This is a genomic window from Paenibacillus sp. 05T425 (genome assembly GCF_056396205.1).
Genome location: NZ_JBFTLA010000004.1, coordinates 49978 through 69828, shown reverse-complemented (window position 1 = coordinate 69828; position 19851 = coordinate 49978). Strand labels below are relative to the sequence as shown.

Below are 19851 nucleotides of genomic sequence, written 5' to 3'. Positions count from 1 at the left end.
AAGGATGAGCTCGAACGTTACGAAGCAACTAACGGCCGATGTACTCGTCATCGGCGGCGGTCCTGCAGGGGCTTGGGCGGCGTGGAGCGCCGCCTCGAAGGGGGCGAAGGTCGTGCTCGCCGACAAGGGTTACCTCGGGACGAGCGGCGCGACTGCGCCCGGCGGCACGAATCTGCTTTACTTGCCGCCGGATCAGGCGCTGCGCGATCAAGCGGTCGAGCACCGCTTGAAGGGGGGCGGCTTCCTATCGGAGCCGTCCTGGACGTATCGGGTGCTCGATCAGGTCTATATCAATCTGGAGCGGATCGAGAAGTGGGGTTACCCGTTCGTCCGCGACGAGAACGGCACCCCGATGCGCGGTCATCTGCAAGGACTGGAATATATGAATCTGATGCGGAAGGTCGTACTGAAGGCAGGCGTTAAGGTGCTTGACCAGTCGCCGGCGCTAGAGCTGCTAACCGATGAGCACGGTGTAGGCGGGGCGCGGGGCATCTCGCGCCTAGACGGCAAAGAGTGGGAGGTACGAGCGAACGCCGTCGTCATCGCGACCGGCGGCTGCGCCTTCCTTAGCAAGGGTCTCGGCTGCAACGTGCTCACCGGAGACGGTCTGCTCATGGCCGCCGAGCTTGGCGCTGACTTGTCGGGCATGGAATTCAGCCGCGCTTATGCGCCAAGCGCCGCCTTCGGCACCATCACGCGCGGCCGCTTGCTCGGCTGGGCTACTTATTCCGACGAGGAAGGCAATATATTGAACAGCGACGGCAATCGTGCCGGCATTCTGCAAAAATATATAAGCGAGGGCAAGAAAGTATACGCCGTCCTCGATAAAGCAGATACCGAAGAGAAGCGCAATATTTTGCGCCACTCCCACGCCGTATTCTTCCTGCCGTATGACCGTTCCGGCATCGATCCTTTCACGCAGCGGTTCCCGTTGACGCTGAGGTTCGAGGGAACGGTTCGCGGCACGGGCGGTATCCGCATCGTCGGCGAAGATTGCAGCACGACCGTAGCCGGGCTCTATGCGGCTGGCGATGCCGCTTCTCGCGAGCGACTAATGGGCGGCATGTCCGGCGGCGGCGCCTTCAACGCTTCATGGGCCATTTGCTCCGGCACATGGTCGGGCGAGGCTGCTGCCGCTCACGCGCTGCGTCAAGAGCGCGATGCAGACCAGCGCAATCTACGCGCTGCCGGTCGCTATGGCATCCGCCAAGCTAGCGACGACAGCGACTCCGTTAATGAGCGTACACGCTCTTTATCGCAAGCGGAGCAAAATGAGCTAGTGAAGGCGTTGCAGCAAGAAGTATCGCTGAACATCAACTACTTCCGCAGCGTACCTGGACTACAGGCATCGCTTGCACGATTGCAACCTCTTTGGCAATCAGCTTCCGCCCGCTATGCAGGATCTACCATCCAACAGCGTCTCCGCTCGCGCGAGCTCGCTGCGATGGCCGCAACGGCACGATGGATGCACACAGCCTCCCTCGAACGCAAAGAGTCGCGCGGCATGCATGCACTGAGGGAATATCCCGAACAAGATCCTAGCCAGCTTCATCGCATCATCTTGTCCGGAATCGAAACGATAAACATCAGCCACGAGCCCGTACCCGGCTCCATCAAAGATAGAGTCATCCGAAGCATCGGCTAACCCAATCCCCCTCGAAGTCACGCCGTCTTCGAGGGGGAAACTCACAGACTGATATATCCTCATTCTGCACTTCGCACACACGGACTACCGCTCTCTTATTCACCCTTTAGCACACTCTCCCCTCTACTCAGGCCCCTGCCTTTTACACCCTTTAGCACACTCTCCCCTCTACTCAGGATATCAACAATCTCCTCAACCTACCTCCTGAGCTGATGGGACAGTGTGAGAAAGGAAATAAAAGCGCCTTATTTGTAATACATCAATATCCAGAAGACAGGAGGAAGAGGTACATAGCGAAGCTTGCGTACTATTTCTGAGCTGATGGGAGAGTGTGAGAAAGGAAATTATGAAGCATGAACGTTAAAGAAGGATGTTCCGGGGAGTCTTCGATCTTGCGAAGACGTGGAACATCCTTGCTCTGTTATTGATGGGTTGGTTGGTACGTTAGCGGCGTCTGGATTGCGAGGAGTGAGAGGTTTGAGGCGTGTCGTAACGCTTGCGCTCCGAACGCTCGATTTGTATGATTTTTCCGTCATGCACCGTAATGACAATCGAACCATACTCCGTGCCGTCCACCTGTGCTTTGACCCGTCTCAACCACTCGTCTGTCACTTCAAACGGTTTCCCCATTAGCTATTCCTCCTGAACGTAAAATAAAGGCTCTCTCCCCTTGCTTCCAACTTACTCCGAGGCTACTCTTGCCGGTCTTATCGATCGCAAGAGTGGCGTCGTATCATAGGAAGCCATCGATACTTTGCCGTTGGAGCCAAATCCGATCGCTGCTCGCCAACTGCCGAGCAGCCCCTTGTCGATAAGCTCCTGCTCATTCACTTCAATCGGCAAATCGGCATGATGGGCAACGAACAGCGCATCGGCTGGACAATACGCCTCGCACATGAAGCAGGTCTGGCAATCTTCCTGCCTTGCAATGACGGGAATACCGTCATCGCCGCTGTCGAATACATTCGTCGGGCATACTTTGACGCATAGATTGCATGATATACAACGCTCCGCGCTTACGAGCTCAATCACAGCCTTGCCGCCTCCTTCTCGACTACCACTGGAGAAACGATGTCATAGGAGCGCGGAGGCACTTGTTCCGGACGTATCGTAATATGCTCGATACCCGAAAGCAGAAGACGATGCGAAAGCGCTGGGTTCAGATTCGGATATTCGCGAAAACCATGCATCCCTCTTGTCTCCTTGCGCGCGAGCGCAGCCGTATACATCCAACGGGCAGTAGCAACCATTGCTGCCGTCTCCCGCGCTCGCACTCTTCCTTGAATCGTATTCGGCACAGACCCTTTAATAGCGGGCCAAAGCGAGTGAAGTCTCTTCAGCGACGCTTCCAACACCGGCTCGCTTCTGAAGTAGTTAATGTCCAGCGGGAACACTTCCTGCTGCACTTGCTCAACTACTGCCCTCGTATCAATTAACTCGGTGGACTGCGCATTTCGCTCTAGACCATAAGCTCCGGCAGGGCTCAATTGCCGTACTCTCGCGTCCTTCGCTTGCGCGAGCGCAAAGTCGGCCGCTCCTTTGCCTGACCATGTGCCCGACGCGATAGCCCATGAGGCGTTATACGCGCCGCCACCCGACCTTGCGCCGGCAGTCTTCTCGCGCGAGGCCGCGTCGCCGGCCGCGAACAGTCCGGCAACGGTAGTCGAACAGTCATAATCGATAAGCCTTAACCCGCCTGTCCCGCGAATCGTTCCTTCAAATCGCATCGTTAGCGGAAACCGCTGCGTGAAAGGATCGATACCGGCGCGATCGAAGGGCAGAAACCATACAGGCGTGGAGAGCCTTAAGATGCGGCGCTTCTCCTCGGTATCTGCATGATTAAGGATGGCGTATACCGGCCCCTTCAGCAGCTGCTTCGCCATAAAATCAGATTCGCGCGGCCCGCCTTCGTGCAGCACATGGCCTTCTTCATCGTAAAAGGTCGCCCACCCGAGCATCCGATTGCGAGTTATGGTGCCGAATGCTGCCGTCGTCGCATACTGTCTGCTGAACTCCATACCGGATAGATCCGCGCCGAGCTCGGCTGCCATCAATAAACCGTCGCCTGTCTGTACGTTACAGCCAAGACCTTTGCTTAGAAATGCGCAGCCTCCTGTCGCAATGACGACAGCGTTCGCGCGGACCTCCCAGTCTTTACCGTCCAGGCGCGAGATGCCGCGTGCTCCGCCTACGCCATGCTCATCCGTCAGCAGTTCCAGCGCGGGACATTGATCCAATATCCGCACGCCTGCCTTCAAGACAACCTTGCGCATAATTTGCATATATTCCGGCCCTTGCAGATGCGCTTTGAACAGATTTCCATTACCATCAAGAGGAAAACGATACCCCCATTGCTCCAGCAGCTCGATATTCAGGTACGCTTGCTCCATTAAGCGGTGGATCCACGGCGCTTCCGACAGATTGCCTCCGCCTTCAAGCCGATCCTCCACCGCCTGCTCCCGCTTCTCCTGATTCGGGGGCACATACAAGAAGTTCGTTCCGCCTGGGGCGGTTGCTCCGCTAGTCCCTAAATACCCTTTGTCGACTAACACCGTACGTGCGCCATGTGAAGCCGCGCTCCATGCAGCCCACGCACCTGCAGGACCTCCGCCGATGATCAGGACGTCCGCATCCAGTTTTACCGCAGCTTCTGTGGCTCCCATATCGTTATCCCTCCTCTCCACTCTGAATAAAAGTCGACGATAGTCTGCTTCTATTCTTGTTCGGACTGGCCTTCGCCGCTAACCAAAATCGGTAGAATGCTCTCACCTAGAGGACGGCGCGTATTCGGCTTCTCCTGCTCGTGGAATGAAGGATCGAGCGAGTCCAAATCTCCACGATAGCCTAGCGCTATAACGGCGTGTAGCGAAATATTCGCAGGCACCTGCAGCAGCTCACGTGCTGCTGCCTGGTCGAAACCGCCGATCGCACGCGTCGAGAGGCCAAGCAGTCTCGCTTGAAGCGCGATAGACGCCCAAGCTGCGCCCGTATCGAACGCATGCGCTCCGTTCGGATCCCCGTTTTCTTTCACATTTTGCGATGCGACTAAAATAAGAACCGGCGCGTTAACCGACCATAGCTTGTTTCTCGGCTTAATAAAGGACTGGAACACCTCATGCTCCGCTTGCTCCTTCGCCACATAGAACCGCCATGGCTGCTGATTGCTTGAGGATGGGGCCCACCTGGCCGCTTCCAATACCGTGTATAGAACCTCTTCGCTCACCGGACGGTCTGCGTATGATCTTGGCGACCAGCGATTAAGGAATAGCGGATGCACCGGGTATTCCGGTTGTCTCGTCTTCGTTACATCAGGGCTATATGCCTGCTCAATGGGTTGATCCTCTGTTGTGATAGGTGTTGTACTCATTTCCTTCATCTCCTGTTCGATTAAAAATGCAAAAAAGACGCATAACAATCGAAACGAATCTCGATTCTCATGCGCCTCCAGTTTACTAGCGAGCGCTATTGCTTATTCACTCCATATATCCGACTAATACAATAGGATTAAATATAATTTATCATGAGACTACGAATTCGTCAATAGTCCGAGACGCCTGAACCATTAGTTTTTGCCAACCATTTGCTTCAGTTCAGATAGAAGCTGATCCAACTGGGCGTACTGCTCAACCATCGTATGAATCTTAAGATCTTGCGTCTCCATGCTTGCATGTACTTCTTCTACGGACGCCATATTCTGCTCCGTCGTTGCAGCAATATTGACCATTTCGTCTGCCATGGCGGCATATTGCTCGTTCAAGCGCGCTGCAGAGCTGCCCACCGTAATGGAATGCTCCTTAACGAGACCTGAATTCTCATTAATTTGACCGATTAGCGACTGTACCTGTTGTGAAGCTTCCTTGCTTGTCTGCACGGCGGACTGACCGCGCTCTACCTGCTCATGCACTGCGCTGATCTGCGTCCTTATGCCCGACAAAATATCGGCGATCTCATTCGTCGCCTTGCGGGAATTGTCGGCCAGCTTACGTACCTCTCCCGATACGACGGCAAAGCCTTTGCCATGCTCGCCTGCTCGCGCTGCTTCTATCGCGGCGTTAAGCGCAAGCAAGTTCGTCTGCTCCGAGATGTCGCTGATCGTGCCTACAATCGAACTGACGCGATCGTTCTGCTCGCTTAACAGCTTCATCATCTCTACCGTATGACCGATAATGACGCGAACCCGCTCAACCTCTGTGCTAAGCGACTCCATCTGCTCGCTATTCCGCTCAGTGAGCTCAGCGTTCTCCGTGGAATAACGCTCCAGCAGCGTCGTGCCGTCTAGCAGCAGCTTCACGTCATTGTCAATCGATTGGGTCGATTCATTAATATTCAGAATCGTTCCCGTCTGCTTCTCGATCGCCGCCGACATCTCGCTGAAGGTTGCCGTTACTTCGCGGGATATATCACCCGTTGAACGAACGGTCGATTGCTGGCTGCTGCTGAATTCAGTCAGCAACATAATGGATGACTTCATTTTGTCCAATAGCGCTTCGGCCATGTCCTTGGATGCTACTGCTTCCTTCTGCTTCTCCATCACCTGGAGCTGCAGACGTCTGCTGAAATTCGACGATACCGCAAGCGCCGCCGTTGCGAAGATGAGATACAGATACAAATAAACGAGCGACTCGTCCGGGAACAACCGCGGCTGCAATTCCGAATCGAGGAAGATATATGTACTGAGAGCTGCACCTAGAACACCAGTCAATATAATGGCTTTGTAGTCCGCATACAGCGTAATCACGGCGATATTGACATACACCATGAAGTAGGTGCTTACGATCGGATTAGGGTCTGAGACAATCAGCATCGTAACGAGGAGCGTCATAATGAACGGAATGATGTACTTGATTTTGTCCGGCATAATTCGCTTGTAGGTCAGGAACGTCGTGCCGCCGCAAGTGATCAAGCCTACGCCAGCCAGAAGCAGCACTAATTGCGCCGATAGTCCGATGGCTAGATCAGTTAGAACGCCTAAAGCGAGCAACCCCCACAAAATTTTAATTAATAATCGGTTACGCTTGTCCAGATCTGTTAGCTCAACAACTGATTGTTTCATAACTTTTCCGCCTTTTCGCTATTTGCTATTATTGTACTATTCTGCGACTAATCTTCTTCTCGGCAGAATGTCTTGCGGACTAATCATCCATTCGAATCGATGTTTATTTTGATAGACTTGCTCCACGTCAATTAACACCGGATTCACATAATCGCCTTTATAAAAAATTTTGTCGCCCAGCTTCTTCAGAGGCACTTGGAACGTGACCCTAAGCGCGCGCATGAATACTGGCTCCATTAGAGAAACATAATATTTGATCCGCTCTCCTTCGGCAAAATATACGCAAGCGGATAGCAAGTCCGCAATATATCGTCCTCGAAAGGAGCGCAGAATAGCCATTTTGTCGATTTCGGCTACCTCGGATGCCGCTGCTATAACGTCGGGATGCTCATGAAAGGGAGCTGTTGCATTAATCTGGCTGTCAGTAATGCTATACGGCTTAAATTCGGTAGTGCCTACATATTGGCCTTCATCGGTTACGATGATGTATTTGGCAAGCGACTTGTCCGAAAACTCAAGTTCGTAACCTTTCTCTCGCCAGACGGTTGTCCAGATGCCGTTGAACATGGCCAGCTCCAACTCATTTTCCACACGTTTAAACATGGTTTACACTCCTTTATGTCTATTTTCCTACTTTTTCCACATATTTGAACCCACAACAGGTTTATCGGAATAAACAACTGAAAATTTTACCATTTACAAAAAGAAAACCCCCGCCTTAATTTGGATAAGCAGACCTATCCAAACCAAAACGGGAGTAATCCGTGCACGTTTCTATGCATCAATAACTAGGTCGTTTGAACTTTCACGTCCGATATTCCCGCCACCCGGACTGGGCGCGGAGGGAGAATACGGTCGATGAACGGGGTCTGATCGAGTGCAGCAAGCTTCTGCCTGCCGGGACCCCAGCCAATCGTCTCACGCCAGCTGCCGAGAATGCCTTTGGATGCCAGTTCGCCCTCATCTACCTGTATCGCTTCATCGGTGAAAGGAGATACGTAGAGTGCGTCTACCGGGCAATAGGCTTCGCATATGAAGCAGGTCTGGCAATCCTCCTGCCGCTTAATGACGGGAGCCCCGCCTTCCGTCTTGTCGAATACGTTCGTTGGACATACCTTCACGCATAAATTGCACCCAATGCATCGTTCTGCGCTTACAAGCTCTATCATCCTGCCTGCACCTCCTTAACTGCGCTCTGCACGGCTGACGCGTCATTCGCCGCTGCAGGAGCAGCCGATTCCGGACGCGTCACAATCTGCTCCAATCCCGATACGAGCAGCCGATACTGCTGATTCGGATCGACCTCCGGATATTCGGCCAGCACATGGAGACCTGCGCCTCGCGACTCCTTCCTTGCGAGCGCAGCGGTGTACATCCATCTGGCCGTTGCGGCCATCGCTGCCGCCTCGCGTGCTTGAACGCGCTCCGTAGCCGTCTCCGGCTGCTGCTCGTTCACCTTCGGCCACAGCTCATTCAACCGACCCAGCGACTCGGTCAATCCCGCTTCCGTACGGAAATAGTTGATCTGAAGCGGAAGCACCTCGTCCTGGATCGCCTTGACAAGCTCGCGCGTATCGACCGGCTCTCCTTCGTTCGCGAGCTGTTCCTGCTTCCGCAGACCATATCTGCCTGCTGGCTGAAGATTGCGTTCGCTCGCGCTGCGGCTCTGCGCCCGCGCATACTCTGCCGCTCCTTTGCCCGACCATGTGCCGGAGCAGATCGCCCAAGAAGCATTGAACGCGCCGCCGCCGGACGCGGCGCCCGTAATGCGCTCGCGTGTCGCAGCGTCTCCGGCCGCATACAGGCCGTTCACCGTCGTTGCGCACTGCTCGTTCACGATACGGATGCCGCCAGTACCGCGCACCGTTCCTTCATAACGAAGCGTGAGCGGGAACGGCTCGGTGAACACGTCAATACCAACACGGTCATACGGAAGGAAGAAGATCGCATGCGACTTGCGCAATATCGCCTGCTTCTCCGGCGTATCTGCCTTATTCATAATGGCGTACACCGGTCCCTCAAGCAGCTTCGAAGCGAGAAAATCGCCATTTCGTTGACCGTTCAGCGGGTTGCCGTCTTTATCATAATAGGAAGCCCAGCCAAGCAAGCGGGAGCGCGTATTGGAGCTGTAAGCCGGACTTGGCGCATACCGCCGAGTAAACTCCATGCCAGACAGCTCCGCGCCTAGCTCGGACGCCATAAGGTAGCCGTCTCCCGTCAGCACGTTGCATCCGAGCCCCTTGCTCAAAAAGGCGCAGCCGCCGGTCGCAATAACGACCGCATTCGCCCGCACTTCCCATTCACCCTCGTCCTGCCTCAGGAGGCCTCGCGCACCGCCGACGCCATGCTCATCGACTAACAGCTCAAGAGCAGGAGCTTGGTCTAATATTTTGACTCCGGCACGCTTCACGACCTTCCTCATAAGAGCCATATATTCCGGCCCTTGCAAATGATCGCGCATCGGCGTACCGTTCTCATCGCGTACGAATGGATAACCCCATTGCTCGACCAACTCCAGGTTGATATACACCTGATCGAGCACTCGGTGAATCCAATCGGCCTCAGCCAAGTAGCCGCCTGACTTCAGCCTCGCCTGAACAGCCGCTTCCCGCAGTTCCTTGTCCGGAGGCAAATATAACAAGTTCGTTCCTCCCGGCGCCGTAGCTCCGCTCGAGCCCAAGTATCCTTTGTCGACGAGGACGACCTTTGCTCCTTCATTAGCTGCGCTCCATGCAGCCCATGCGCCGGCCGGCCCGCCACCGATGACAAGTACATCCGCCGTTACATTCACGTTTTTTTGTTTGCTCATTGCTATGCCTCCGTATCGTTTGATGATTGCGGGTATGAAGTCATGTTGACCAAGCCACAAAAAAAAAGGAGACGTACATTCGCCGTAACGAATTGCACATCTCCATTTGTATGGTCAATGACTAGAAATCACTTACAATCCCTAGTGGTATAGTATGAAATTAATTTGTATCTTATCATCTTGCCTCATGGTTGTCAATGATTCAAAACGGCTTACAGCGGTTATATATAAGCAGCATTACTATTTTCTAACGATAAGGAGTGGGTGGCAAATGGCAAAGATGAATGCAAGCAGCGGTGTGTTGATAGGATCACTGGTAGGTGGCGCCATTGGCGTCGTATCCGCATTGCTTTACGCTCCAAAATCAGGCGCTCAGACGCGGGAGGCGCTAGCAGGGAAAATCCAGACTGTCAAAGCAAAGTCGATGAATCTCGTCGCTGCCGCTGGCAACCACACGAAATCGATTGGACGAAGCGTAGCCGAGGAAGCTACGGATTTAGCCAGTCATGCGAAGCAATCAGGCGAAAAAATAGTAGAGTCGATCCACTCTTCCAAGGAGGAAGTTAAGCATGCAATGAACGCTAATGGGAGGTAATCGAATGAATAGCTTATATTTTCTTCGTGCACGCATTAAGCACGAAATGGACAAAGAAAAGCAGGCAGCGAAGGTGAAGTCCATGCCAATGAACACCATGGCGCCCAATGAGCAGGAGATCATCCGACTAGGCCTGGATATGAAGCATATGAAGACGAACAGTGAGATTATGGAGGAAGGATTGGTCCCCGATCCGATCCAATAATTCGAAGAGAAAGCTCCCTTTGGGAATGCAAGTTGCATTCCCAAAGGGAGCTTTCTTATAGAGGGGACAGAACTACTTGCCGTCCTGTCCCTCTTCCCGCTCCTCCAACAGTTCCTTCAGCTTCCCGATTGCACGCTTCTGAATCCGGGACACGCTCATCTGCGAAACCCCAAGCCTGGCAGCGATATCGCGCTGCGGAAGCCCGTTGTTATAAGCGAGAAGGAGCACTTCCTTCTCCTCGTCCTTCAGCTGTCCCAGCGCTTCTTCCAGGTCAAGCCGGATGTCAACGGTTTCATATTCATTCTGCTCGGTAACGATAAAATCACCAATGGTGGCGTTGCTGTCTCCTTCGTTCGAAAGAGGCGTATCCAGCGAAACATAGTTGTACGCTTCTCTGCTCGAGAGCACCTCGATCGTCTCTTCGACCGTCAGCTCCAGATGAACGGCAATCTCTTCGATCGAGGGGGAATGTCCACGCTCTACCGTAAGCTGATCAATAGCCTGCTGAATAAGCAGGCCTTTCTCTTTGATCCGCCGCGGTACTTGAATATACCAAGATTTATCGCGCAAATAATTTTTTAGATGCCCCACGACGCTTTTCATCGCATACGCTTCGAACGGTATCTCTCTGCTCGTATCGTATTGCTGGAACAATCGAAGCATCGATAATTGGCCAACTTGAAATAGATCCTCATATAAATCGGGACGACTGCGCGACAGCCTGGCTGCCGCCATCCTTACGATCGGTTCGTAATTGGCTAGCAAAAGCGTAGCTGTATCATTGCAAGCCGTAGCCTGGTAAACCAGCATTTTCTCAATAGCTTCCTTGGCATCCAGGCTGGATGAATTCGAATTCATGCCATCTCCTCTTTCCTACCAATCTGCTTGGTGAGAATAACCTCCGTACCTCTATCGGTGCGCACCTCAACATTATCCATCAGCGCATGCATTAGAAAAAGGCCGAGGCCGCCCGCCTTGACGTCGTTCAAGCTTTTGAGGTGATGGGAAACAAATTGCTGTGTGGCATTGTCGTAATCAAAGCTGTTTCCATCGTCCTTGACTCGGATGCAAATGCCTTGCTTATCAAGTTCAATACGAATGTGGATCATTCCCGACTGTCCGCTCTCATAGGCATGCAAAACGGCATTCGTGCACGCTTCGGTAACGGCCACCTTCATATCTTCCATTTGCTCGAACGAGAATCCGGCTTTCTCTGCAATCCCATACAGGGCAAGCCGGACTATGTTGATGTATTGTGCTTCAGCGGGTATCGTAACCGTTATGCTGCATGGAGTCGTATTCATTTCTTCTCCCTTTCCTTTATGAATTCTATTATAGCTCATATTTTTTTGATTTTTGTCCATATTCTGACCGTCGAGGCAATTCCGTCGCATACGGCGCCAACGATTCCTTCCTCTGCCCTAGCCTCCGTGCTTATAAGGGCAACCTGTGTTCCCAATCGGCTTATCGATAGTCTCATATCCTCGAGAGCAGCTCTTACCAGCTTCAACGTTCGATACAGCGCGTACAACAGGATAACGAAGGAAACAGCTATAACGGCAACACTGATCGATAGCAGCAGATCCATCCTATTATCACATCCCTTCTATCAGTAGTTACCCTCTCAGGGATGTTCTGAAACAAGGTCATGCTATAATAGATACAACATACGATCTTGTAAGATCATAAAATCACAAACAAGAAGGTGTTAATGATGCTACAAGCTATACGATTTCCTATTCGATTGAAAATTGTCGTCGGCTATTTTCTCATCGTTTTATGTCTAGGCGTCTCTATCGTAATCGTCACTGACAGAATCTCTTCCTTGCAGCATGAGATTGAAACAATAACGAGTCATGACATCGAGGTTCATAACCTCATTAACGGGATCGAGAACGATATCATCAGTATGGAGACGGCGCAGCGCGGCTTTATCATTACCGGCAACGAGTCGTATCTCAAGCCTTATCAGGAAAGTATTACGACATGGAAAGCCAACTATAATAGTCTCACCGGGCTCATCGCATCGAACCCTAGCGTGCAGAAGGATTTGGAAGGCTTAGGGATATCCATTCAGCATTGGATCGACACGTCCGGCGAACCCGTCATCGCGCTTAAGAGAGCGGGTGACGAAGAAGGCATCCTTGCTTTCTTCCGCAATGACGTCGGCAAGCAGGATATCGACCAGCTTCGGATTCTTTTCGACAAGCTGCGAAGTTCAGAGGTCGAAGCAACGAAGACGCATATTATGCAACTAGAAAACCGCAACGATCTGCTTGCAATCGGCCTGTACGCCATGCTTGTAGTCGTTGCCGCCGTCGCCTTCCTTATCGTTTATATGATTTCCGGATCCATTGTAAAAACCATTAAACAGGTATCCCAGACGATTACGGAAATCGCTTCAGTAGGCGGTGATCTTACGACGCGAATCAAAGTGAAAACCCGTGACGAAATAAGCGAATTAGCAGATGCCACCAACACGCTGCTGACAAGCCTGGATATGCAAAATTGGATTCAGAAGATGGTTGCGGAAGTTGCGACCATGACGCAAGGCATTAACGATATGCAGACGCTTGCCGGGTCGTTCATGACCAAAGTCGCTCCGATGGTCAATGCTGCCTACGGCGCTTTCTACGTTCGTCAAGGGACGGGAGATAGCGGGCGGCTTGTGAAGATTAGCACCTATGCTGCTTACGGCGAAGACCAGGCGATAGAAAGCTTCCGAATTGGAGAAGGGCTTGTCGGTCAATGCGCGTTAGAAAACCGGACGTTCTTGCTTAATCACCCAGCCGAATACGGAGCTAAGATTACTTCGGGACTGACGCAGACATCTCCGCAAAGCGTCTTGCTCGTGCCGGTTGAGTATGAAGGAAAGGTCGAGGCCGTCATTGAATTCGCTTCGCTTGAGCCCTTCACCTCCATGCACCTCAAGCTGCTTGAACAGATCGAGAACCACTTCGGCGTGTCGGTCAACAATGTTGGCGGACGCATGGAAGTCGAGAAGCTGTTGCGGGAATCGCAGTCTCTGACCGAGGAACTGCAGACACAAACCGAAGAGCTGCAGGCGCAGTCCGAGGAATTACAGATGCAGCAAGAGGAAATGCGCATGACGACGGAGCATTTGGAGGAACAGAACTTATTCGCTGAACAGAAGACGAAGGAATTGGAGCTGGCGAAAAAAGAGCTCGAGGAGTATGCGGACAAGCTGCGCACAAGCTCGCAGTACAAGACGAACTTCTTAGCCAATATGTCGCACGAGCTGAGAACGCCGCTTAATAGCATACTGATCCTTTCGCAGATGCTGTCCGAGAATGACAATGATACGCTGACTGCCGAGGAAGAAGGCTACGCTCGCGTTATTCATACGTCCGGCACCGATCTGCTAATGCTGATCGACGATATTCTTGACTTGTCCAAAATCGAGGCTGGCAAAATCACGCTGATGATCGATGAAGTGAACGTAACCGAAATTCCCGAGCTGATGAGGCTGAGCTTCGATCCCATTGCGGAGAAGAAGGGGCTTGCTTTCTCCACCACGATCGAGGGAGCCGTTAGTTCTATGCTGCATACGGACGGGCAAAGGCTGCAGCAAATATTGAAAAATCTGCTATCCAATGCTTTCAAATTCACCGATCGCGGCTCGGTTGCGCTGACTATTCGAGAAGCAGACATCAAAGAGATCGGCGAGCTGCTTCCCGAGTATCAGCATGCTGAGGTGCTCGCAATCTCAGTCACGGATACAGGCATCGGCATCCCTGCAGACAAGCAGCGGCTTATCTTCGAGGCGTTCCAGCAGGTCGACGGCAAGACGAATCGACAGTATGGCGGTACGGGGCTCGGCCTCTCGATTTCAAGCGAGTTCGCGAGGCTGCTGGGCGGATGCATCACGCTGCATAGCGTACCGAATCAAGGCAGCGTATTCACCTTATATTTGCCGAGCCTTCAGCATGCCGAAGTCGGGCAAGAGGTTTTGGCCGCATACGAGGAGGTCGCTGTCGCTATAACGGAAGAGCCCGTTCTGACAGCAGCGGCTAAGGAAGATATAGACGTGCTTGCAGGCAAAAAAGTGCTGCTCGTAGAAGACGATGCCCGCAACGTGTACGCCCTCAGCAAGTCGCTCGAGCAAAAGCAGCTTACGGTTGCCGTTGCCGGCAACGGCAAGCATTGCTTGGAGCTGCTTGAGAAAGGCAACGACTTCGATCTTATTCTTATGGATATTATGATGCCGGTCATGGACGGCTTTGAGACAATGCAGGCGATTCGTAAGCTTCCTAGTCTGAAGGATACGCCAATCATTGCTTTAACGGCAAAGGCAATGAGAAGCGACCGCGACAAATGCCTGGAGGCGGGAGCCTCCGACTATATCAGCAAACCGATCCAGACAGACCAGCTGTTCTCCTTGATGCGAGTATGGCTGACGAGGCAGGTGGGACAATGAGTCATGAGCTCGAGCAATCCGATGAGCTGCAAGAGGAACTGGCGCAAACCGAAGAGCTGGCATGCATCGAAACCGAGCTCCTCTTGGAAGGAATCTACCGAAAATACGGCTTTGACTTTCGCCATTACTTGCGGTCGTCACTGCTGCGTCGTATTTACAACCGCATGAGCTTGGACGATCTGCCGACCATCACCTCATTATTGAACAAAGTGCTGCATGAGCCGGACTATTTCGGCATCCTGCTTAACGACTTCTCGATCAAGGTGACGGAGATGTTCCGCGATCCCGAATTCTTTTACGCTTTCCGCCGGGATGTCATTCCGCTGCTGAAGGATTTGCCGGAAATCCGGATATGGAGCGCGGGCTGCGCCACCGGAGAGGAAGTATACTCGCTTGGCATACTGCTGCACGAAGAAGGATTGCTGGACAGAACAAAGCTGTATGCAACGGATATGAGCGAGCAGGCGATTCAGACAGCGAAGCAGGGCAAGTTCCCGCTTAAGCGAATGCAGTCGTTTACGAAAAACTATATGCAAGCCGGCGGCGACAAAGAGTTTTCCGCTTATTATACCGCCGACCATGAATATGCGCATTTTCACTCCTTTATGAAGGAGCATCTCGTGTTCGCGCAGCATAATCTCGCGACGGACTGCTCCATCAACGAATTTCACGTCGTCCTGTGCCGCAATGTACTCATCTACTTCGATTCCGTCCTGCAGCATCGCGTGCACGGTCTGATCCATGACAGCCTCAGTCCGTCAGGCATATTGGCGCTAGGCGCCAAAGAGTCGTTCCTGACGCCGTTCAAATCGCGTTACGAGGTGCTGTCGGCAACCGACCGAATCTTTCGCAAGCTGTAGGACTAGCACGGAGATCACCAACAGTAAGGAGCAGACCAAAGCGGTCTGCCCCTTTCGTTACTTTGAAGTTACTATATCACTCTAAAGTGCGTACTTTTTATTTACCGCTGCTTGGCGCACAATGATGTTAATTCATTTAACACATCATATAGAGGAGTGGTACGTAATGAAAAACACAGAAGCTTTGGTACGCAAAAAAGCGCTTGTAGTCGGAGCAAACGGCGTTATCGGCAAAAATTTGATCGACTATTTGGAACAACTCCCCGACTGGGATATTGTCGGATTGTCACGCCGCGGCGGCGTCTCTGACAGCCGCACCCGTTACGTTGCCGTCGATCTGCTGGATGAATCGGATACAAAAGAAAAGCTGAGCACACTTACGGACGTTACCCATATTTTCTACGCCGCCTATCAGGATCGTCCTACTTGGGCCGAGCTAGTCGCTCCGAACGTCGCCATGCTCGTCAATGTCGTGGATGCGATTGAGCCCATTGCTCCAGGACTTCAGCATATTAGCCTGATGCAAGGCTACAAAGTGTACGGCGCTCACCTGGGCCCTTTCAAGACCCCGGCCAAAGAAACGGATGCCTACCATATGCCTCCTGAGTTCAACGTCGATCAGCAGCAATTTTTGGAACGCAGGCAGCTAGGAAGCAGCTGGACATGGTCGGCGCTTCGCCCTTCTGTCGTATGCGGATTCGCGCTCGGCAATCCGATGAACCTGGCCATGGTTATCGCCATTTATGCTTCTATATCGAAGGAACTGGGACTCCCGCTTCGGTTTCCCGGAAAGCCTGGCGCCTACAACAGCTTGCTCGAAATGACGGATGCAGGGCTGCTAGCCAAAGCTACCGTCTGGGCAGCGACGGATGAACGCTGCGCGAACCAAGCGTTTAATATTACGAACGGTGATTTGTTCAGATGGAACGAGCTATGGCCTAAGATTGCTACCAGCTTCGGACTGGAAACCGCGCCTCCGCTGCAAATGTCATTGGAATCGGTTATGGCTGACAAGGAAGCGTTGTGGAAGGGGATGGTGGAGAAACATGGCTTAGCGAACAACAGCTACAAGGACGTGTCCTCATGGCATTTCGGGGATTTCGTATTTGGCTGGGATTACGACTTCTTCGCCGACGGCACGAAAGCGCGCCGCTTCGGCTTCCATGAATTCATGGATACCGAAAGCATGTTTCTGGATATCTTCGAGGATTTGCGTAGACGTAAAGTTATTCCCGCTTAAGTGAACAATGGCAGCAGAACAACCGGTCCTGATCCATAGCGATCGTGGGTCGATTGTTCTGTTGCCATCCTGCATGTTTACTTATGAATTGTCGTCGTCCCCCTGCGCCATCGGCGCTGCGGACAATATTTTGATACGTCCGCCAAACGCGCGCTCCGCATGCCGGTCTCCCCATCTGCACAGAAGATGAAGGATTTCTTTCAAGCTCCAGCCATATTCCGTAAGCTCGTACTCGACTTTGGGCGGTACCTGATTGTATATAATCCGGCTAATAATGCCGTCGTCCTCCAGCTCGCGCAACTGCTGCGTAAGCACCTTTTGCGTCACCCCCGGCAGCAGGCTCATTAACTCGCCATTTCGTTTCTTGCCGAACGTCAAGTGGAACAAAATAACCTGCTTCCACTTTCCGCCGATTACATCAAGCGTTACCTCAACGGCCGTATTGTATGTTTTTCCCGCTTCCAGCATCGATCGATCTCCTCTCTTCGTTATAGCTCGATACCTATATCCTTAGCCGTCCTGCGGATATATTGCGCAGCTTCAAGGTACTGCTCGTTCGTTGACAGATGCTCGATAATCAGCGTCGTATCGGGGTGCAGCTTGTTCAGTTCTGCAAGGAACGTCCGGTAATCGAGCAGGCCTCTGCCCGGAACGACTTCATCGAGATGAACGGTCAACTTGCCTCCCAGCAAAATATCCTTCGCATGGCAATTCCGGATATGCGGACCGAGCTTGGCGAAGAAATCTCTGATTATTGCCCCATTGTTATAATAAGCCCGCGGGCTGCTGATGATGTTGACGGGGTCGAAGTGGACCCCGAACCCCTGACGGTCGATTGCCTTGTGCAAAGCAAGATACGTATCCGCGGAATCGGGAAACACCCACGGCATCATTTCCTGCGCAAACACAGTGCGTTCCGGCTTAACCGCATCAATAATTTCTCGCGTCGTTTCCACAATAAGATCGAATGTTTCGTCGATGAAATTATCCGGATCCGGTCCATCCCATTGCTCGCCGCGAGAGCCTGCAATGTTCACGCAAGCCTGCGCGCCGATCCGTTCGGCAAGCTCCAGACGCTGGATGCAATAAGCGATCGCTTCGCGCCTTGTCCGCTCGTCCCGGCTAATCGGATTGCTCCAGGCACCGACCTCGGAAATCAATATATCGTTGTCGCTGGCCGCTTTCAGATAATCGTCCAGCGCAGAAAGGTCATCATCTACCGGGCAAGTCGTTGCGCGGAAGCCTGCCTCCCGCAGCGCCTTCGCCCAGCTGTCCGGATTTTTTTGATCCAAAAACACTTGTCCTCCAAGCCGCATTTCTATCCCGCCTCTTCGCCAAGGTTATTCACATCCCGCTGCTGCTCCAGACTTGTGAACACGCGACAATTATAGCATGAACGCGGCGGCGAGCGGCACTTTCCTTCGCAACAAAACTTATGTCGCAAGGGACGGCGATAGCCGTTTACGTCTGTCTATGAGATGTTTAGAATGAAGAGGCCTTATGCGTATCGGGGCACCAGCGGGCCGTCCGGTGATACCGGAGCAAGACGTCTACCGCCTCTGCCGACCGCAGGAAGGTCAAGGCTTCGAAGGCATACGCACGGACATACCGATCGGAACTGTCGAGTGCCTGCTCCAAGGCCTTTACAACGACGTCCGCATTCCCGTATTTGCCGATGCGAAGCAGCGAAAGAGCTGCCGTATACCCGATCTTATTATGAATGTAATCCTGATTGGCGACAAAATCTTTGTCCGCGTACATGCTGGCCGACTCTTGCGTCTGGCCCGTCGTTTCTTGCCATACCGACTCTTGGAGCGTCCGGGATAGCGACTCGACTGCAAGAGCCGATGGCGACGCGAGCAGACCGAGCGCTTCGGCGGCGTTCCGTCGTACCCATATGCTTTCATCAGCAAGGGCGCGAATGAGCGCTTGCTCCGTACCGCCGTCATGACTGCCGATCATGCCAAGCGCAAAGCAGGCCAGGGCGCGTCTTCTCTCCTCCGAATGTTCAAGCAATGCAATTAAACCGTCAATTGCCGAAGAGCCTGCTGCCGGGAGAGCGTAAGCAGCGCGCAGCGCGGATACGTTCGTTCCGTCGCGAATAACGCCAAGCAGTGCCTGAACGCCCGCATCGCCCATTCCCGCAAGACGATAAGCGGAATCTAGAGCGTCGTCTTCCGAGGATTCTCCGAGAAGACCCGCGATCTGAGACGCGTTTCCATCTGCCTGCCCTGCTGCTTGCATCTCTGCTCCACGGAGCCACTGCCATACATCCGACCAGATGCGGGGGAACGGATATTCCTGTTGTCCGGCAGGAACCGGGAATTCCGTTTCCTGATTGTTCCAGCTTGGAGAAGCCGGCGGTCTCAGTCTGGCGAATTGGAATTTCAACATATAGCGGTCCGTTGTGGACGTGTTCAACGAAGCCTTATGCCAGAGGTCGAAATGAACGAGCACCATCGTGCCCGCAGGACCGGTCGGCAGCGAAAAAGGTTTGTCCTTGCCTGGGAATTTCTCCTTGTATTGAGAGCCGGGCATAATAGCGGTCGGACCGAGCTGCTCGGTGACAGGCTGCGTGTAATAGAAGATCATCGCCCACCAAGGACGGTGGCTTCGCATAGCGCTCCAGTAGCCGTCCTTATGCCATTCGCCGCCCCCCGGCTTCTGATTGTGCGGCTGGTTGTAGTGGCAATGCCGATGCGGGTGCAAATAATAGTCCGGGCCGAGAATGCTTGTTAAAGCTCCTTGGACGACCGGCGTTTCAAAGAACTTCTGGATGTCCGGCACTCTTGGCAATATGTTATTGCCCGGGTTGCCTTCCTCCATCAACGTATAATGAATTTGATTCATCACTTTCTCGTGAAGCGAATTCGGAAGATCGTTTCGTAGCACTAAATACCCCTGCGTAATAAACTGAACCATTTGTTCGTCAGTCAGCAAATGCGAAGTTTCTTGCAAGTTGATCACTCCTTGGATAATGTTGTAGTTGATGTACTTATCTTAGCC

20 protein-coding genes are annotated in these 19851 nt (G+C 52.8%); 6 read left to right on the top strand and 14 right to left on the bottom strand.

The window, feature by feature from the left end:
* Positions 1–4 precede the first annotated feature (4 nt).
* Positions 5–1645, top strand: a complete 1641-nt coding sequence (locus tag AC1DF0_RS09405) for an FAD-dependent oxidoreductase (RefSeq protein WP_477573758.1) — start codon at positions 5–7, stop codon at positions 1643–1645.
* Between the two features lie 444 nt (positions 1646–2089).
* Here AC1DF0_RS09405 and AC1DF0_RS09400 read toward each other — a convergent pair whose 3' ends face one another.
* From AC1DF0_RS09400 to AC1DF0_RS09365, 8 genes are all read right to left on the bottom strand, one after another.
* Positions 2090–2275, bottom strand: a complete 186-nt coding sequence (locus AC1DF0_RS09400) for a YezD family protein (RefSeq protein WP_337098354.1) — start codon at positions 2273–2275, stop codon at positions 2090–2092.
* A 51-nt stretch (positions 2276–2326) separates the two neighbouring features.
* The gene (locus AC1DF0_RS09395) at positions 2327–2677 is read right to left on the bottom strand and encodes a 4Fe-4S binding protein (protein WP_477573757.1); all 351 of its coding nucleotides are present in this window, start codon (positions 2675–2677) and stop codon (positions 2327–2329) included.
* Complete coding sequence (locus AC1DF0_RS09390) at positions 2674–4308, bottom strand: FAD-dependent oxidoreductase (RefSeq protein WP_477573756.1); 1635 nt, start codon at positions 4306–4308, stop codon at positions 2674–2676. The genes AC1DF0_RS09395 and AC1DF0_RS09390 overlap by 4 nt, the downstream gene beginning before the upstream one ends.
* Positions 4309–4358: 50 nt before the next feature.
* Complete coding sequence (locus tag AC1DF0_RS09385; RefSeq protein ID WP_442048330.1) at positions 4359–5012, bottom strand: nitroreductase family protein; 654 nt, start codon at positions 5010–5012, stop codon at positions 4359–4361.
* 195 nt (positions 5013–5207) lie between these two features.
* Entirely contained in the window at positions 5208–6698 is a 1491-nt protein-coding gene (locus AC1DF0_RS09380; protein WP_477573755.1) for a methyl-accepting chemotaxis protein, read from the bottom strand.
* 36 nt (positions 6699–6734) lie between these two features.
* On the bottom strand, positions 6735–7301 hold the full coding sequence (locus AC1DF0_RS09375; RefSeq protein WP_442048332.1) for a GNAT family N-acetyltransferase: 567 nt from the start codon (positions 7299–7301) through the stop codon (positions 6735–6737).
* A 185-nt stretch (positions 7302–7486) separates the two neighbouring features.
* Positions 7487–7867, bottom strand: coding sequence for a 4Fe-4S binding protein (locus AC1DF0_RS09370; protein WP_442048333.1), 381 nt, complete (start codon positions 7865–7867; stop codon positions 7487–7489).
* Positions 7864–9507 (bottom strand): FAD-dependent oxidoreductase, encoded by a 1644-nt coding sequence (locus AC1DF0_RS09365; protein WP_477573754.1) that lies wholly within the window; start codon positions 9505–9507, stop codon positions 7864–7866. Before AC1DF0_RS09365 ends, AC1DF0_RS09370 begins: the two co-directional genes overlap by 4 nt.
* A gap of 271 nt (positions 9508–9778) precedes the next feature.
* Here AC1DF0_RS09365 and AC1DF0_RS09360 point away from each other — a divergent pair, with 271 nt between their 5' ends.
* Positions 9779–10102, top strand: coding sequence for a YtxH domain-containing protein (locus AC1DF0_RS09360; protein WP_442048335.1), 324 nt, complete (start codon positions 9779–9781; stop codon positions 10100–10102).
* A gap of 4 nt (positions 10103–10106) precedes the next feature.
* Positions 10107–10307 carry a hypothetical protein gene (locus tag AC1DF0_RS09355; RefSeq protein WP_337098363.1) on the top strand — a complete coding sequence of 67 codons (201 nt, stop codon included), beginning with the start codon at positions 10107–10109 and terminating at the stop codon, positions 10305–10307.
* A gap of 72 nt (positions 10308–10379) precedes the next feature.
* On the opposite strand, the gene AC1DF0_RS09350 is transcribed toward AC1DF0_RS09355, so the two are convergent.
* Genes AC1DF0_RS09350 through AC1DF0_RS09340 form a run of 3 tightly spaced genes read right to left on the bottom strand, consistent with a single transcriptional unit; the run spans position 10380 to position 11895 of the window.
* Complete coding sequence (locus AC1DF0_RS09350; protein WP_442048337.1) at positions 10380–11165, bottom strand: sigma-70 family RNA polymerase sigma factor; 786 nt, start codon at positions 11163–11165, stop codon at positions 10380–10382.
* The gene (gene rsbW / locus AC1DF0_RS09345) at positions 11162–11611 is read right to left on the bottom strand and encodes an anti-sigma B factor RsbW (RefSeq protein ID WP_442048338.1); all 450 of its coding nucleotides are present in this window, start codon (positions 11609–11611) and stop codon (positions 11162–11164) included. Before rsbW ends, AC1DF0_RS09350 begins: the two co-directional genes overlap by 4 nt.
* A gap of 35 nt (positions 11612–11646) precedes the next feature.
* Positions 11647–11895: a hypothetical protein gene (locus AC1DF0_RS09340; RefSeq protein WP_442048339.1), complete on the bottom strand. Its 249-nt coding sequence runs from the start codon at positions 11893–11895 to the stop codon at positions 11647–11649.
* Positions 11896–12018: 123 nt separating this feature from the next.
* On the opposite strand from AC1DF0_RS09340, the gene AC1DF0_RS09335 reads away from it, so the two are divergent.
* From AC1DF0_RS09335 to AC1DF0_RS09325, 3 genes are all read left to right on the top strand, one after another.
* Entirely contained in the window at positions 12019–14745 is a 2727-nt protein-coding gene (locus tag AC1DF0_RS09335) for a CHASE3 domain-containing protein (RefSeq protein WP_477573753.1), read from the top strand.
* Positions 14742–15605: a CheR family methyltransferase gene (locus AC1DF0_RS09330; protein ID WP_477573752.1), complete on the top strand. Its 864-nt coding sequence runs from the start codon at positions 14742–14744 to the stop codon at positions 15603–15605. The genes AC1DF0_RS09335 and AC1DF0_RS09330 overlap by 4 nt, the downstream gene beginning before the upstream one ends.
* A gap of 166 nt (positions 15606–15771) precedes the next feature.
* Entirely contained in the window at positions 15772–16845 is a 1074-nt protein-coding gene (locus AC1DF0_RS09325) for an SDR family oxidoreductase (RefSeq protein WP_477573751.1), read from the top strand.
* 81 nt (positions 16846–16926) lie between these two features.
* Here AC1DF0_RS09325 and AC1DF0_RS09320 read toward each other — a convergent pair whose 3' ends face one another.
* From AC1DF0_RS09320 to AC1DF0_RS09310, 3 genes are all read right to left on the bottom strand, one after another.
* Positions 16927–17313 (bottom strand): winged helix-turn-helix transcriptional regulator, encoded by a 387-nt coding sequence (locus AC1DF0_RS09320; protein WP_442048343.1) that lies wholly within the window; start codon positions 17311–17313, stop codon positions 16927–16929.
* Between the two features lie 20 nt (positions 17314–17333).
* Positions 17334–18143: a sugar phosphate isomerase/epimerase family protein gene (locus AC1DF0_RS09315; RefSeq protein WP_477573980.1), complete on the bottom strand. Its 810-nt coding sequence runs from the start codon at positions 18141–18143 to the stop codon at positions 17334–17336.
* Positions 18144–18327: 184 nt separating this feature from the next.
* Entirely contained in the window at positions 18328–19812 is a 1485-nt protein-coding gene (locus tag AC1DF0_RS09310) for a HEAT repeat domain-containing protein (protein WP_477573750.1), read from the bottom strand.
* Positions 19813–19851: the final 39 nt, after the last annotated feature.

Bases quoted from the DNA above. Each gene is read 5' to 3' on its own strand.
- AC1DF0_RS09405 (WP_477573758.1), top strand. From the start codon at position 5: ATGAGCTCGAACGTTACGAAGCAACTAACGGCCGATGTACTCGTCATC.
- AC1DF0_RS09400 (WP_337098354.1), bottom strand. From the start codon at position 2,275: ATGGGGAAACCGTTTGAAGTGACAGACGAGTGGTTGAGACGGGTCAAA.
- AC1DF0_RS09390 (WP_477573756.1), bottom strand. From the start codon at position 4,308: ATGGGAGCCACAGAAGCTGCGGTAAAACTGGATGCGGACGTCCTGATC.
- AC1DF0_RS09385 (WP_442048330.1), bottom strand. From the start codon at position 5,012: ATGAGTACAACACCTATCACAACAGAGGATCAACCCATTGAGCAGGCA.
- AC1DF0_RS09380 (WP_477573755.1), bottom strand. From the start codon at position 6,698: ATGAAACAATCAGTTGTTGAGCTAACAGATCTGGACAAGCGTAACCGA.
- AC1DF0_RS09375 (WP_442048332.1), bottom strand. From the start codon at position 7,301: ATGTTTAAACGTGTGGAAAATGAGTTGGAGCTGGCCATGTTCAACGGC.
- AC1DF0_RS09370 (WP_442048333.1), bottom strand. From the start codon at position 7,867: ATGATAGAGCTTGTAAGCGCAGAACGATGCATTGGGTGCAATTTATGC.
- AC1DF0_RS09365 (WP_477573754.1), bottom strand. From the start codon at position 9,507: ATGAGCAAACAAAAAAACGTGAATGTAACGGCGGATGTACTTGTCATC.
- AC1DF0_RS09360 (WP_442048335.1), top strand. From the start codon at position 9,779: ATGGCAAAGATGAATGCAAGCAGCGGTGTGTTGATAGGATCACTGGTA.
- AC1DF0_RS09355 (WP_337098363.1), top strand. From the start codon at position 10,107: ATGAATAGCTTATATTTTCTTCGTGCACGCATTAAGCACGAAATGGAC.
- AC1DF0_RS09350 (WP_442048337.1), bottom strand. From the start codon at position 11,165: ATGAATTCGAATTCATCCAGCCTGGATGCCAAGGAAGCTATTGAGAAA.
- rsbW (WP_442048338.1), bottom strand. From the start codon at position 11,611: ATGAATACGACTCCATGCAGCATAACGGTTACGATACCCGCTGAAGCA.
- AC1DF0_RS09340 (WP_442048339.1), bottom strand. From the start codon at position 11,895: ATGGATCTGCTGCTATCGATCAGTGTTGCCGTTATAGCTGTTTCCTTC.
- AC1DF0_RS09335 (WP_477573753.1), top strand. From the start codon at position 12,019: ATGATGCTACAAGCTATACGATTTCCTATTCGATTGAAAATTGTCGTC.
- AC1DF0_RS09330 (WP_477573752.1), top strand. From the start codon at position 14,742: ATGAGTCATGAGCTCGAGCAATCCGATGAGCTGCAAGAGGAACTGGCG.
- AC1DF0_RS09325 (WP_477573751.1), top strand. From the start codon at position 15,772: ATGAAAAACACAGAAGCTTTGGTACGCAAAAAAGCGCTTGTAGTCGGA.
- AC1DF0_RS09320 (WP_442048343.1), bottom strand. From the start codon at position 17,313: ATGCTGGAAGCGGGAAAAACATACAATACGGCCGTTGAGGTAACGCTT.